The sequence below is a fragment of the Amycolatopsis magusensis genome (assembly GCF_017875555.1).
In the GTDB taxonomy this organism is placed as follows: domain Bacteria; phylum Actinomycetota; class Actinomycetes; order Mycobacteriales; family Pseudonocardiaceae; genus Amycolatopsis; species Amycolatopsis magusensis.
Map to the genome: position 1 here is coordinate 1,647,807 of NZ_JAGGMS010000001.1, position 13,037 is coordinate 1,660,843.

The 13,037-nt window shown below is 69.9% G+C and carries 15 protein-coding genes; 10 read left to right on the forward strand and 5 right to left on the reverse strand.

What is annotated here, in order from left to right; translation table 11 throughout:
• Positions 1–323 precede the first annotated feature (323 nt).
• Positions 324–1,355: a class II fructose-bisphosphate aldolase gene (fbaA, locus tag JOM49_RS07840; RefSeq protein ID WP_209663674.1), complete on the reverse strand. Its 1,032-nt coding sequence runs from the start codon at positions 1,353–1,355 to the stop codon at positions 324–326.
• 103 nt (positions 1,356–1,458) lie between these two features.
• Here fbaA and JOM49_RS07845 point away from each other — a divergent pair, with 103 nt between their 5' ends.
• Positions 1,459–2,025 (forward strand): HD domain-containing protein, encoded by a 567-nt coding sequence (locus JOM49_RS07845; RefSeq protein WP_209663675.1) that lies wholly within the window; start codon positions 1,459–1,461, stop codon positions 2,023–2,025.
• Here JOM49_RS07845 and JOM49_RS07850 read toward each other — a convergent pair.
• Positions 2,010–2,831 carry an LLM class F420-dependent oxidoreductase gene (locus JOM49_RS07850; RefSeq protein WP_209663676.1) on the reverse strand — a complete coding sequence of 274 codons (822 nt, stop codon included), beginning with the start codon at positions 2,829–2,831 and terminating at the stop codon, positions 2,010–2,012. The genes JOM49_RS07845 and JOM49_RS07850 overlap by 16 nt on opposite strands.
• 115 nt (positions 2,832–2,946) lie before the next feature.
• On the opposite strand from JOM49_RS07850, the gene JOM49_RS07855 reads away from it, so the two are divergent.
• On the forward strand, positions 2,947–3,834 hold the full coding sequence (locus tag JOM49_RS07855; protein WP_209663677.1) for an SDR family oxidoreductase: 888 nt from the start codon (positions 2,947–2,949) through the stop codon (positions 3,832–3,834).
• A gap of 1 nt (position 3,835) precedes the next feature.
• The gene (locus JOM49_RS07860; RefSeq protein ID WP_209663678.1) at positions 3,836–4,309 is read left to right on the forward strand and encodes a pyridoxamine 5'-phosphate oxidase family protein; all 474 of its coding nucleotides are present in this window, start codon (positions 3,836–3,838) and stop codon (positions 4,307–4,309) included.
• Here the strand turns inward: JOM49_RS07860 and JOM49_RS07865 are convergent.
• Positions 4,303–4,584, reverse strand: coding sequence for a YciI family protein (locus tag JOM49_RS07865; protein ID WP_209663679.1), 282 nt, complete (start codon positions 4,582–4,584; stop codon positions 4,303–4,305). The two genes, JOM49_RS07860 and JOM49_RS07865, sit on opposite strands and share 7 nt — an antisense overlap.
• A 163-nt stretch (positions 4,585–4,747) precedes the next feature.
• Here JOM49_RS07865 and JOM49_RS07870 point away from each other — a divergent pair, with 163 nt between their 5' ends.
• The 4 genes from JOM49_RS07870 to JOM49_RS07885 all read left to right on the forward strand — a co-directional run bounded on the left by JOM49_RS07870 (position 4,748) and on the right by JOM49_RS07885 (position 7,676).
• Positions 4,748–5,323: a SigE family RNA polymerase sigma factor gene (locus JOM49_RS07870; protein ID WP_209663680.1), complete on the forward strand. Its 576-nt coding sequence runs from the start codon at positions 4,748–4,750 to the stop codon at positions 5,321–5,323.
• A gap of 123 nt (positions 5,324–5,446) precedes the next feature.
• Positions 5,447–6,583, forward strand: a complete 1,137-nt coding sequence (gene nagA, locus JOM49_RS07875; protein WP_209670954.1) for an N-acetylglucosamine-6-phosphate deacetylase — start codon at positions 5,447–5,449, stop codon at positions 6,581–6,583.
• A gap of 19 nt (positions 6,584–6,602) precedes the next feature.
• A complete protein-coding gene (locus tag JOM49_RS07880; protein WP_209663681.1) occupies positions 6,603–6,968 on the forward strand; it encodes a hypothetical protein in 366 nt (121 codons plus the stop codon).
• A 51-nt stretch (positions 6,969–7,019) separates the two neighbouring features.
• Positions 7,020–7,676: a DedA family protein gene (locus JOM49_RS07885; RefSeq protein ID WP_209670957.1), complete on the forward strand. Its 657-nt coding sequence runs from the start codon at positions 7,020–7,022 to the stop codon at positions 7,674–7,676.
• 78 nt (positions 7,677–7,754) lie between these two features.
• Here JOM49_RS07885 and JOM49_RS07890 read toward each other — a convergent pair whose 3' ends face one another.
• A complete protein-coding gene (locus tag JOM49_RS07890; RefSeq protein ID WP_209663682.1) occupies positions 7,755–9,143 on the reverse strand; it encodes an FAD-binding oxidoreductase in 1,389 nt (462 codons plus the stop codon).
• A gap of 658 nt (positions 9,144–9,801) precedes the next feature.
• Here JOM49_RS07890 and JOM49_RS07895 point away from each other — a divergent pair.
• Together JOM49_RS07895 and JOM49_RS07900 are read left to right on the forward strand one after the other, a co-directional pair.
• On the forward strand, positions 9,802–10,407 hold the full coding sequence (locus JOM49_RS07895) for an RNA polymerase sigma factor (RefSeq protein WP_209663683.1): 606 nt from the start codon (positions 9,802–9,804) through the stop codon (positions 10,405–10,407).
• On the forward strand, positions 10,404–10,886 hold the full coding sequence (locus tag JOM49_RS07900; RefSeq protein WP_209663684.1) for a peptidase associated/transthyretin-like domain-containing protein: 483 nt from the start codon (positions 10,404–10,406) through the stop codon (positions 10,884–10,886). Before JOM49_RS07895 ends, JOM49_RS07900 begins: the two co-directional genes overlap by 4 nt.
• Positions 10,887–10,917: 31 nt before the next feature.
• Here the strand turns inward: JOM49_RS07900 and JOM49_RS07905 are convergent, their stop codons facing one another.
• A complete protein-coding gene (locus JOM49_RS07905) occupies positions 10,918–12,417 on the reverse strand; it encodes an MFS transporter (protein ID WP_245370054.1) in 1,500 nt (499 codons plus the stop codon).
• A gap of 61 nt (positions 12,418–12,478) precedes the next feature.
• Here JOM49_RS07905 and JOM49_RS07910 point away from each other — a divergent pair, with 61 nt between their 5' ends.
• A complete protein-coding gene (locus JOM49_RS07910) occupies positions 12,479–13,003 on the forward strand; it encodes a TetR/AcrR family transcriptional regulator (RefSeq protein ID WP_209663686.1) in 525 nt (174 codons plus the stop codon).
• Positions 13,004–13,037 lie beyond the last annotated feature (34 nt).

A 13,037-nucleotide genomic window follows, 5' to 3' on the forward strand; every position in this document is an offset into this window, starting at 1 on the left:
CCGTGAATGTGGCTTTCACGGCACATTCCGCCGTGAAAGCCACATTCACGGCATACGGGCGAGCCCTCATGTCACGAATGTGGCTTTCGAGACATCCAACGTCCCGAAAGCCACATTCGTGACACTCGGCGGCGGAATCCCCACCATCCCCTCCCCAAGCAGGCCGGGCGCCGAACTTGCCTCCAAGCCCACCCAGCCCTCCCCATCCCCGGTCCACAGCCAAAAACACGGCGAAGGCCTCCATGTCAAGGCATCAGTCCCGCCTTGACATGGAGGCCTTCGCCGTAGTCACACTAAAAAGCCGGGGTGGCCCCCAGCACAGATCACTTGATCCGCTGCCCAGCCGACTTCAACGACTCGGCCGCCTCGACCACGCGCTTCGCCATCGCGCCTTCCGCGGCCTTCAGGTAGCTCCGCGGGTCGTAGACCTTCTTGTTGCCGACCTCGCCGTCGATCTTCAGCACGCCGTCGTAGTTCTTGAAGAAGTGGTCCGCGATGGGCCGCGAGAAGGCGTACTGGGTGTCGGTGTCGACGTTCATCTTCACCACGCCGTACGACAGCGCCTCGTGGATCTCCTCCAGCAGCGAGCCTGAGCCGCCGTGGAACACCAGCTCGAACGGCTTCGAACCGGCGGCGAGGCCGAGCTTCTCGGCGGCCACGGCCTGGCCGTCGCGGAGCACCTCCGGGCGCAGCTTCACGTTGCCCGGCTTGTAGACGCCGTGCACGTTGCCGAAGGTCGCGGCCAGCAGGTAGCGGCCCTTCTCCCCGGAGCCGAGCGCGTCGATGGTCTTCACGAAGTCGCCGTCGGCGGTGTAGAGCTTGTCGTTGATGTCGTTGGCGACACCGTCCTCCTCGCCGCCGACCACGCCGATCTCCACCTCGAGGATGATCTTCGCGGCGGCGGTCTTGGCCAGCAGCTCCGCGGCGATCTCGAGGTTCTCGTCGAGGTCGATCGCCGAGCCGTCCCACATGTGGGACTGGAACAGCGGGTTCTCGCCGCGCTTGACCCGCTCGGCGGAGATGTCGATCAGCGGCCGGACGAAGCCGTCCAGCTTGTCCTTGGGGCAGTGGTCGGTGTGCAGGGCCACGTTGACCGAGTACTTCTCCGCGACCACGTGCGCGAACTCGGCCAGCGCGCTCGCCCCGACCACCATGTCCTTGACCTTCTGCCCCGACGCGAACTCCGAGCCACCGGTGGAGAACTGGATGATCCCGTCACTCTCGGCCTCGGCGAAGCCGCGGATGGCGGCGTTCAGGGTTTCCGACGAGGTCACGTTGATGGCGGGATAAGCGAACTCGTTCGCCTTGGCCCGGTCCAGCATTTCCGCGTAGACCTCGGGGGTGGCGATGGGCATCGTTGGTCCTCCTCGAAGCAGGGTTCGCCGTTCAAGCGCATCTTACGAGCCACCGCGCGTACCGGGCGGGATAGCCTGATCAGGCGAAAAGAGGGGGTCCACCATGCGGGTTTTCGGCTCTTGGCGGGACTGGCCGTCGGCGGCGGGCACGCTGGGCGAGGTGCTGCCGGCCGAGATGATCGGGAAGCTCGCCCACGCCTACGAGTTCGCCGCCGGGCACCACGGCGACCAGACCCGCCCGGCGGGTGAGCCGTACCCGTGGCACCTGCTCGAGGCGCTGGAGATCGCCGTCGACTCCGGGGCGCGTGACGAGGAAGTGCTGGTCGCGGCCCTGTTGCACGACGTGGTGGAGGACACGCCGTGCAGCCTCGCCGCGGTGCGGGCGGAGTTCGGCGCGCAGGTCGCGGAACTGGTCGACTGGGTGACCAAGGCCGGGTCGCGGGAGAGCTACCTCAGCCGGTTCGTCACCGCGCCGGAGGAGGTGCTGACGATCAAGCTCGCCGACCGCTACAGCAACGTGCAGCGCCTGCACACCCATCCCCGCCCGGCCAAGCGGGCCACCTACTACGCCGAGACCGTGCGCGTCTTCCTGCCACTCGCCGACCGGCTCCCGTACTTCCGGGACCGCTTCGCCGAGTGGCAGGAGAACTACGCCTACTTGGCGAGCTGAGCCAGCGCCGTCAGCGCGGGCAGCGGGTCGTCACCGAGCGCCTGGATCGCGACGTGGTCGGCCCCGGCGTCGAAGTGCGCCTTGAGCCCGGCGGCGAGGTGGTCGGCGTCGCCGTGCAGGGCGAGCGCGTCGATCAGCCGGTCGCTGCCGTCACCGGCGACGTCCTCGTCGGTGAAGCCGAGCCGCTTGAGGTTGCTCGTGTAGTTGCGCAGGCGGAGGTACATCTTGACCATCTCGCGGCCGGTCTCGCGGCCACGCGCGTCGTCGGTGTCCAGCACCACCTTGTGCTCGGCGACCAGCAGCTTGCCCTCGCCGAGCAGCTCACGAGCCTGCCGGGTGTGCTCCGGCGTGGTCAGGTAGGGCAGCGCGCCCAGCGTGCGCTCGGCGGACAGCTTGAGCACCTTCGGCCCGAGCGCGGCGAGCGCCCGCGCTTCCACCGGCACGCCGCCGGCGTCGAGCTGGTCGAGGTATTCGACGATCTTGTCGTACGGCTTCTGGTAGACCTGCGTGGCTTCCGGGTGCCCGACGCCCACGCCCAGCAGGAACCGGCCGGGGTACTTGTCCTCGATGCGGTGGTAGGACCGGGCCACCTCGGCGGGGTCCGCGGACCACATGTTCACGATGCTGGTGGCCACGACCAGTGAGCTGGTGGCGGCCAGCAGCTGGTCGACGAGCTCCAGTTCCGCCGGCGGTGAGCCGCCGATCCACCAGGTCCCGTAGCCGAGTTCTTCCGCCTTCGCGGCCAGCTCCGGGGTGGTGGTCCACACCGGTCGCCAGACGCCGATCTTGCCGAGTTCGAATGCCATGTCCGTAGCAAACCCGAAGCGTGAGCGGTTCATTCCAGCGCGTTGCTACCGACCAGTAGCCTACTGATGGTAAGTTGAGGTACGGTGCCGGACGAGAACTCGACGAGGAGGCACCATGGCTCGCAAGGTCAGCGGAAAGGTCGTGCTCATCACGGGTGCGGCGCGCGGAATCGGCGCCGGGCTCGCGGAGCGGCTGGCAGCGCGGGGCGCGAAGGTGGCGCTGGTCGGCCTCGAAGGCGCGGAGCAGGCGAAGGTGGCCGAGCGCATCGGCTCCGCCGCGCGCTCCTGGGAAGCCGACGTGACCAGCTGGGACGCGCTCGAGCGCGTCACCGCCGAGGTCGTCGACCACTTCGGCGGCATCGACATCGTGATCGCCAACGCCGGTATCGCCACCACCGGCTTCGTCCGCTCGGTCGACCCGGCCGCCTTCGAGAAGGTCATCGAGGTGGACCTGCTCGGCGTCTGGCGCACGTTCCGGGTGACCCTGCCGCACGTCATCGAGCGCAAGGGCTACCTGCTGGCGATCTCCTCGCTCGCCGCGATCACGCACGCGCCCGGCATGGCCAACTACTCGGCCGCCAAGGCGGGCGTCGAGGCCTTCTCGAACAGCCTGCGGGCCGAGGTCGCGCACCTGGGCGTGAAGGTCGGCGTCGCGCACCCCACCTGGATCCGCACGGACCTGGTCGAAAGCGCCGACGCGCACCCCGTGTTCGGCAAGCTCCGCGCGGGCATGCCGGGCCTGATCGGCAAGACCTACCCGCTGGCCACCGCGCTGGACGCCCTGGAGGCGGGCATCCTGCGCCGCGGCCGCACCATCCACGTGCCACGCTGGGTCGGTGCGCTGAAGTTGATCAGGGCGTTCCTGCCGCCGATCATCGAACTCGGCTCGCGCTCGCGGGTGCCGTCGGCGGACAAGGCGGCGCTCGAGGACATCGCCGCGCGCGGTGCCAGGGAAGCCTCGGTGACCGGCCACGGCGGCCGGGCCGCAACGACTGGAGTGTGAGATGTCACGTCGCGAGCAGATCCGGATGACCGCCGAGGAGGCACGGGCCTACCTCGGTGCGCAGAAGGTGATCAACGTCGCGACGATCGGCCCGAGCGGCCGCCCGCACCTGGCGCCGCTCTGGTTCTTCCCCCACGGTGACGGCTTCGCCACCTGGACCTACGGCAGCTCGCAGAAGGTCGCCAACCTGCGGCGGCTGCCGCAGGCCACGGTCCTGCTCGAATCCGGCGACAGCTACGAGCGGCTGCGCGGGCTGTCCATGGAGACCGACGTGGAGCTGGTCACCGACCGCGAGCGGGTCGTCGAGATCGGGACCAGGCTGACCCAGCGCTACGCCGGGGCGGCGCCGGGTGACCCGGTGCCGCCCGAGCTGGCCGCCTTCGTCGGCAAGCAGGCCGAGAAGCGCGTCGGCCTGGTGTTCACGCCGACGAAGACGGTCAGCTGGGACCACACGAAACTCGGTGGGACCTACTGAGCAGGTAGCCAGGCGCCGATCTTCGGCTCGAAGCCGCGCACGCTGCGCTCGGCGACCGCGCCTTCCAGGAAGTACGGGTCCTGGTCGATGATCTTCTGCAGGGCTTCTTCGTCTTCGGCCTGGTAGAGCGTGATGCCCCCGGTGCCGTCCGCGAGCGGGCCGCCGAGCGCCACCACGCCCTTCTCGGCGAGGTCGGCCAGGAACGCCCGGTGCGCCGGCCGCACCTCGGCGTACTTCTCCTGGACGTAGCGGATTTCGACGAGGAACCAGGCCATGACGCCTCCGGATGCGATTCTCGTGGTTCGGACACTGGCGCCGCCTGGCCAACCCGATACGCTTTGCGTGCGTGTTGCTGGTGTGAGCAGGCAGGCGCAGCAAACGGTAACCGACCCGGCGAGCAGTCCCGGGTACGGGCGGACACCACGGGACGGGCGGACCATGCACGAGGCGAGCGCTGAGCAGAGCGTGGAGCGCACGCTCGGCCACCTGCGCGCGGTCGACGGACCGGCGGCCCCGCCGGCGCCCGCCGCGCCGCTGACCCTGGAGGACCTCTACCGCACGCACCGGATGCGGCTGGTCCGGCTGGCCATCCTGCTGGTGGACGAACCGGCCACCGCGGAGGACGTGGTGCAGGAGGCGTTCACCGGGCTGCACCGCAACTGGGGACGGCTGCGCGACGCCGCCGCCGCGGTGGGTTATTTGCGAACAGCCGTGGTCAACGGCTCGCGCAGTGTGCTGCGGCGCCGCAAGACCGCGCGCGAGTACGTGCCGCCGCACGCGGTCAACGCGCGGTCCGCGGAGAGCCTGGCGATGCTGTCCACCGAGCACCAGGCGGTGGTGAACGCGCTGTCCAAGCTGCCGCCGAGGCAGCGCGAGGTGCTGGTCCTCCGTTACTATGGGGGACTGTCCGAGGCGGAGATCTCCGAGGCCGCCGGCATCTCCAAGGGGACCGTGAAGTCGACCGCGAGCCGGGCGCTGGAAGCCCTGCAGCGGGCGATGCAATCACCCAACTAGCCCGTTCCGGCCCCGGAAACCGCCCTCGAACGGCGTATCTCCGCACATGGTTGGCGGGTTGTGACCCATCAGCTGGTTTAGACCAATATGCTGGAACGCGTGACGGGTGCCGAAATCGATTTCGTGATCACCGGGGGCCGGCTGGCCACACCGGAAGAGGAGACCAACGACGCCACCTGGCTGGCCGTGTCGGGCGGCTCGATCAGCGCGGTCGGCAGCGGCACACCGCCCGAGGGCAGACACCTCGACGTCGGTGGCGCGCTGGTCGTCCCGGGGTTCGTCGACACGCACTGCCACGGCGGCGGTGGTGGCTCATTTTCCAGCGGGCAGCCGGAACAGCTGCTGCGCGCGGTCGCCGCGCACCGCAGGCACGGCACCACCACCCTGCTGGCGAGCCTGGTCTCGGAGGTCGTGCCGGAGCTGGCACGCCAGGTGGGCGCGCTCGCCGAGCTGGTCGCCGACGGCGAGCTGGCCGGGGTCCACCTCGAAGGGCCGTTCATCTCCAAGGCCCGCTGCGGGGCGCACGATCCGGGCGCACTGCTCGAACCGGACACCGCCACGGTGACCAAGCTGCTCCGCGAGGGCAAGGACGCGATCCGGATGATCACGCTCGCCCCCGAACTGCACGGCGGGGTCAAGGCGATCCGCCAGCTCACCGAGTCCGGCGTGATCGCCGCGATCGGGCACACCGACGGGGTCGAGGAGCAGATCCGCCCGGCCATCGACGCCGGTGCCACGGTTGCCACGCACCTGTTCAACGGCATGCGCCCGCTGCACCACCGCGAACCCGGCCCGATCGGCACGCTGCTCGACGACGAGCGTGTGACCGTCGAACTGATCTGCGACCTGGTGCACGTCCACCCGACGATGCTGCGCCTGGCCGCCCGGCACGCCGGTCCCGAGCGCACGGTCCTGGTCACCGACGCCATGTCGGCCACCGACGCGGCGGACGGCAGCTACCGGCTGGGCAGGCTGGAGGTGGACGTGACCGACGGGGTGGCCACGCTCGCCGAGAACGGTTCGCTGGCCGGGAGCACGCTGACCATGGACGCCGCCTTCCGGAACCTGGTCAAGGGCGCGGGCCTGTCGCTGGCCGAAGCGGTGCGCGCCACCTCGACGCGACCGGCCGAACTGCTGGGCATCGAGAAGGAGACCGGCTCGCTCAAGCCGGGGCTGTCCGCGGACCTCGTCGTGCTCGACGACGAGCTGCGCCCGGCCCGCGTGCTGCGGCGGGGCCAGTGGATTCCTGACGCCGGCTGACCCGGATACCCTTTTGCTCGTGAGTGAGCCGGAAGACCCCGAGCGACTGCTGGCCGAGGCGCTGCGGGCGCAAGCCGTGCGGGCGCCGCAGCCGGCACGGCCACCGGAGGCGGTCGAGGAACCGCCGACCGCGCACCTGGCCAAGCCCGCTTTCCCGGCGCCCGCCGGGTACGGCCTGCTGTCCGGCGCGGACGCCGGTTCGCTGGAACGCGAGCGCGCGGCGCTGGAACCGGCGCCGTCGCCCGCGCCGGCGGCGGAACACCCCGTCGCGGCGACGCGTCAGGAGACGGGACCGGCCCCGGTCGCGGCGCGCTGGGTGCTGCTGCTCGCGGTACTGCTCGGCTTGGCGGCGGGTGCGGTCGCGGGCTTGCTCACCCTCCTTTAGGGCTCACCTGTACCGTGTCCCCGCGTGAGCGCAGCGCAGAACATCGACCAGATGAGCATCATGCCGGACTGGCTCAACCCCGAGATCCTGCTGAACGGGCTGGGCCCGACCGTCCTCGGCGTGCTGTGCCTGATCATCTTCGCGGAGAGCAGCGTGTTCCCGGTGCTGCCGGGTGACTCCCTGCTGTTCACCGCGGGCCTGCTCATCGCCAACGGGGACCTCGAGCTGCCGCTGTGGCTCGCCTGTGTCTGCGCCACCGCGGCCGCGCTGATCGGCAACGTGGTCGGCTACGGCATCGGCTGGAAGGCCGGTCCCGCGCTGTTCAAGAAGAACTCGAGGTTCTTCAAGCAGGAGTACGTCGACCAGACGCACGCCTTCCTGGAGAAGCACGGCCCGAAGGCGGTCGTGCTCGCCCGGTTCGTGCCGTTCGTCCGCACCTTCATCACCTGGATCGCGGGCATCGGCCGGATGGACCCGAAGAAGTACTTCACCTACACCGTGCTCGGCGGCATCCTGTGGGCCACCGGCCTGATCCTGCTGGGCTCGCTGTTGGGCACCATCCCGCTGATTCGCGACAACGTGGACGCGATCTTCATCCTGATCGTGCTGATCTCGGTCCTGCCGATCGCGTTCGAGTACCTGAAGGGCCGGCGCGAAAAGAAGCGCGCCGCCGCCGTGGCCCCGGCCCCCGAGCCACAGCAGCCGTAGCGCCCCCGGCGAATGCTAGGAGTGGGGCATTACTTGCATCCATTGCAAGTAATGCCCCACTCATAGCATTCAGAGCGTTCACATCGCGAACATGGAGCCCGGGTTGAAGAGGTTCTCCGGGTCCAGCGCGCGTTTGATCTCCCGGTGCACCCGCAACCCGACCGGGCCGATCTCCCGCTCCAGCCACTCCCGCTTGATCTTGCCGACGCCGTGCTCCCCGGTGACCGTCCCGCCCAGTGACATGCCGACCTCGAGGATCGCGTCGAACGCCCGCTGCGCCCGCGCGAACTCGTCTTCGGAGTCCGGCGAGTAGACGATCGTCGGGTGCATGTTGCCGTCGCCGGCGTGGCCGACCACGGCGATCCGCAGCCCGACCTCCTCGCTGATCCGCTGGCACCCCGCGATCAGCTCGGCGATCCGGGTCCGCGGCACGCACACGTCGTCGGTCAGCCAGACGCCGTAGGTCTCCAGCGCGGTCAGCACCACCCGCCGTGCCTGCAGCAGCATGTTGCCCTCGGCCAGGTCGTCCGTGGCGTAGGTCATGTCGGACCCGCAGTCGAGGCAGATCTGCTCCAGCGCCGCCAGTTCCCGCCGCGCCACCTCGCCACCGGAGTCCGACTGGCACAACAACAGCGCCTGGCAGTCCGACCCGGCGCCGATGTCGGTGCGCAGGTACGTCTCGGCCGCCTTGATCGAGGTGGCGTCCATGATCTCCATCAGCGACGGCACCAGTCCCTCGCGCACCACCCGCGCCACCGCCTCCCCGGCGGCCGCGGTGCTGGTGAACCCGGCGACCAGCGTCGCGGGCGCCTGCGGCAGCGGCTTCAGCGCCACCGTCGCCTGGGTGATCACGCCGAGCGTGCCCTCGCTGCCGACGAACAACCGCGCCAGGTCGTACCCGGCCACGCCCTTGACCGTGCGGCGGCCGGTCTTCAGCAGTGACCCGTCGGCGAGCACCACTTCCAGGCCCAGCACCGAATCCGTGGTGACCCCGTACTTCACGCAGCACAGGCCGCCGGCGTTGGTGGACAGGTTGCCGCCGATCGTGCACCAGTCGTAGCTGGACGGGTCCGGCGGGTAGAACAGCCCGTTCTTCTCCACCGCGTTGCGGAAGTCGAGGTTGACCACGCCCGGCTGGACCACGGCGAGCCGGTTGCCCGCGTCGATCTCGACGATCTGGTTCAGCTTGGTCAGCACCAGCACCACGCAGCCGTCGATCGCGTTGGCCGCGCCGGACAGCCCGCTGCCCGCACCCCGCGGCACGATCGGCACCTTCGCCTCGGCGCACGCCCGGACCACCGCCTGCACCTGCTCGACGTCGGCGGGCAGCACCACCGCCAGCGGGGTGCCGACCGGGGCCAGCGGCATCATGTCGCGCGAGTAGGCGGCGGTGACGTCGGTGTCGGTGAGTACCGCGTCCTTGCCGAGTTCGGCCCGCAACCTGGTGACCAAGGCGTCATCGCTCATCACCCCAAGGTAGGCCCTTCCCCCCAATGGAAGAAGTCGCCGGAAATTTTGGCCGCGGTGTGTATCTGCGGCCCGCCTCCCTGCGTCATATGGGGCAACGATCACTTGACCACCGGGGACGCCCGGCGGCCGGGGCGATCGCCAGCAGGGGCCACGTGGTGTCCGACAGCCGAGGGGGCCGCCGGACACCACCGCCCCTGGGAAACCCGATAGCCCTGAGGAGGAGGTGCAGTGCTCGCACGCGGCGGGGAGTCCAGGCAGACGGGGCCGGTGTGGCCGGAAACGGCCCTAAGGGGGTCATCGGCCCGGCTTGGACCGGGACGGGCGAGCGGCGCACGGGGGAACAGGGCCACCCGGGAAGGGGGCAGGCGGCCGCGGGGGCGGGGTCGCCTGGAATGGGTGGGGTTCGCCGGTCGGCGCCGGAGTCGGTCCCAGACCGACTCCACCGGCGCCGGCCGGCACCCACTCCGGCAACCCGGAGTGGATGAGCACACCGCGAGGTGTGCTCTTTTCCGTGTTCAGGTAATACGCTCCTACTACGCCAAGTAAGTGACTTATGTATCCAGTGCTCACCCATGTGCTCTCTAATCCCGATGGTCCCGCGATACTGCGAGCGCCAACTTGAGGAGCAGCGGACACCCGTTGGGGGGTCGATTCAATGACCGAAGTGCGCACCGCGGAGGCGGATCCACCGTGGGAGGGCCTCCAGGGCACCGACCTGTACGCGGCCTGCATGCAGGCCGCCAGAGCGGGTGACCGGGTGGCCATGGATCGGCTCGTCGCCGAACTCACCCCGCTGGTCTGGCACGTCGCCAGGGCCAACGGCCTGGACCGGCACACCGCCGAGGACGTGGTCCAGACGGTGTGGCTGGCCCTGTTCAGCCACCTCGACCAGCTGCACGAACCACGGGCGCTGGCCGGCTGGCTGATCACCACCGCGCGGCGGGAGGCGCAGCGGCCCTACGGCCGCAAGACGCCACCCGTCCCACTGACCGAGGAGATGGCCGAGCGGGTGCCGAGCACCCAGCCGGCTCCGGAGGCCGAGGCCGTGCGCACCGACCGGGACAGCCGGATGTGGCGGGCGTTTCTCACCCTGCCGCAGAACTGCCAGGACCTGCTCCGGCTGACCGTCCTGGCTGGCCGTGCCGAATACCACTCGGTGGCCGAAGCACTGCGGATACCGCGTGGCAGCATCGGACCGACCAGGCGACGCTGCCTGACCCGGTTGCGCACATTGTTCGAGGCCGAAGGGGGCAGCCAATGAACGGAATCGAGGAGTTCGGGGGGAGCGCGAATCCCGAGGACGAGGCGCTGCTCATGGACCTGGACCGGCTGATGGACCAGCTGGACCCGCCACCGGGTGACCTGGTCGAGCGGGTGCAGTTCGCCATCGCGCTGGAGAGCCTCGACGTGGAGGTGGCCCGCTGGGTGCACGCGAACGCGCTGGAAGGCGTTCGTGGCGGCAGCGACGAGGGCACGATCACCTTCACCGTCAGCGATCTGACCGTGATGATCAACCTGACCAAGATCGGCAAGCACCACCGGATCGACGGCTGGCTGGTGCCCGCCGGTGAACACGGGGTCGAGGTGCGGGTGGCCGAGCACGGCACCACCTCCACCACGGCCGACGAAGGTGGCCGGTTCGTGCTGGACGACGTGCCGCGCGGCACCACGCAGATCGTGGTGTACGTCGGCACGGAGACCTCCCGGCGCACCGTCGTCACCCCGACCGTCGTGCTCTGAGCTCTGCGGTGAATGTGGCTTTCCCGGCGTTCTATGCCGTGAAAGCCACATTCACGGCGCGGCGGCGGCGAAGCAGGATCATCGCCTGCACCCCGGTGTAGGTGAGCAGGACCGTGCCGAGCACGGCCGTCACGTGCAGGCCGCTGACGAAGGCCGCCTGCGCGGTGTGCAGCAGTTCGCCGCTGACCGTCGCCGTGGCACCACCGAGTGTTTCCCGCGCGGCCTCGCCCGCGCTTTCCGGCACGCCGGCGCGGTAGACCGCCGTCGCCACACTGCCGATCACCGCGGTCCCCAGCGCACCGCCGAGTTCGAAGCCGGTTTCCGAGATCGCCGACGCGGCACCCGCGCGCTCCGGCGGCGCGGCCGTGACGATCAGGTCGTTCGTCAGCGTCTCCGACAGGGACACGCCAAGACCGACCAGCGCGAAGCCGACCACCAGCACGGCCAGCCCCGAATCCACGCCGATGCCGAGCAGCAGCCCGAAGCCCGCCGCCGCCAGCAGCAGCCCGCCACCGACCAGCGTGGACACCGGGAGCCGCCGCGCCAGCCGGGCGGCGAGCAGCGCGCCCGCCACCCCGGCCACCGTGGTCGGCAGCAGCCAGAGCGCGGCCACCATCGGCCGCAGCCCGAGCACCAGCTGCAGGTACTGCGGCACCAGGAACAGCAGCCCGGTCAGCGCGAACACGCCGAGCAGGTTGGTCACCACCGAGGTGGAGAACTCGCGGTTCCGGAACAACGCGAGGTCGAGCATCGGATCGGCCAGCGACTGCTGCCGTCGCACGAAGAGCACCCCGAGCCCGGCACCGGCGAGCACGCTCACCACGGCCTTGAGGTCGAACCCGTGCTCGGCGAACAGCTTGATGCCGTAGACGATCGGCAGCATCGTCGCCAGTGACAGCACCGCGGACAGCGGGTCGAAGCGGCCGGGGTTCGGGTCGCGCGCCTCCGGCAGCAGCAGCGGACCGGCGATCAGCAGCACCACCATCACCGGCACGTTGATCAGGAACACCGAGCCCCACCAGAAGTGCTCCAGCAGCCAGCCGCCGACCACCGGGCCGAGCGCCATGCCGCCGGAGAACCCGGCGCTCCACACGGCGATCGCCACGCGCCGCTGCGCCTGGTCGACGAAGATGCCGCGGATCAGCGACAAGGTCGACGGCATCAGCGTCGCCCCGCCGACGCCGAGCAGCGCCCGCGCGGCGATCAGCAGCCACGCGCTGGTGGCGAACGCCGCCAGCACCGAGGCCACGCCGAACGCGACCGCACCGGCGAGCAGCAGCTTGCGGCGGCCGACGCGGTCGCCGAGCGTGCCCATCAGCACCAGCAGCCCGGCGAGCATGAACGAGTAGATGTCCACGATCCAGAGCTGCTCGGTGCCGGTCGGCGCGAGGTCTTCGCTGAGGTACGGCAGCGCGAACCCCAGCACGGTCATGTCGACGCTGATCAACAACACCGGCAACACCAGGACGGCCAACGCCGCCCACTCCCGGCGGCCTGCCTTGACCACGATTTCTCCCTGCTTACTGAACAGTCTAGACGGTACAGTTACCGCCCCATTCGAAAGTAAACCGTCCAGACGGTACAGTCAACTCGTGCCCAAGCCTTCCGCCCGTGAAACCGTGCTCGACGCCTACCAGGACATCCTCATCGAGCACGGCCCCGGCTCGGTCACGCTCGACGCCGTCGCGGCGAAGGCGAACGTGTCCAAAGGCGGCCTGCTCTACCACTTCAACTCGAAGGAAGCCCTGCTCGACGGCCTGCTGGAGCGCCTGCGACGGCTCAGCCTCGCCGACATCGAGCACGCCAAGACCGCGCCGGAAGGCGTCGTCCGCTACTTCCTCACCTCGTCGGTGACCGACGCCTCGATGGACAAGCCGGCGCACCGGGCCTCGATGGCGGCGCTGCGCCAGGTCGGCAGCGACCCCCGGGTCACCGAGACGATCAAGGAGTGCGCCCTGTTCTGGCGCGAAATGGTCGCCGAGCACATCGACGACCCGCTGACCGCCGAGATCGTCGGCGCCATCGGGGACGGCCTCTACCTGCGCGCCACCATGGGCGAGGAGACCGCGACGCTGGTCGATCAGCTCGACGAGGTCCTGCGCCGCCTCGGCCTCTGAAAACAGCCCACCGATCGAGGGTGGGCTCAGCCAC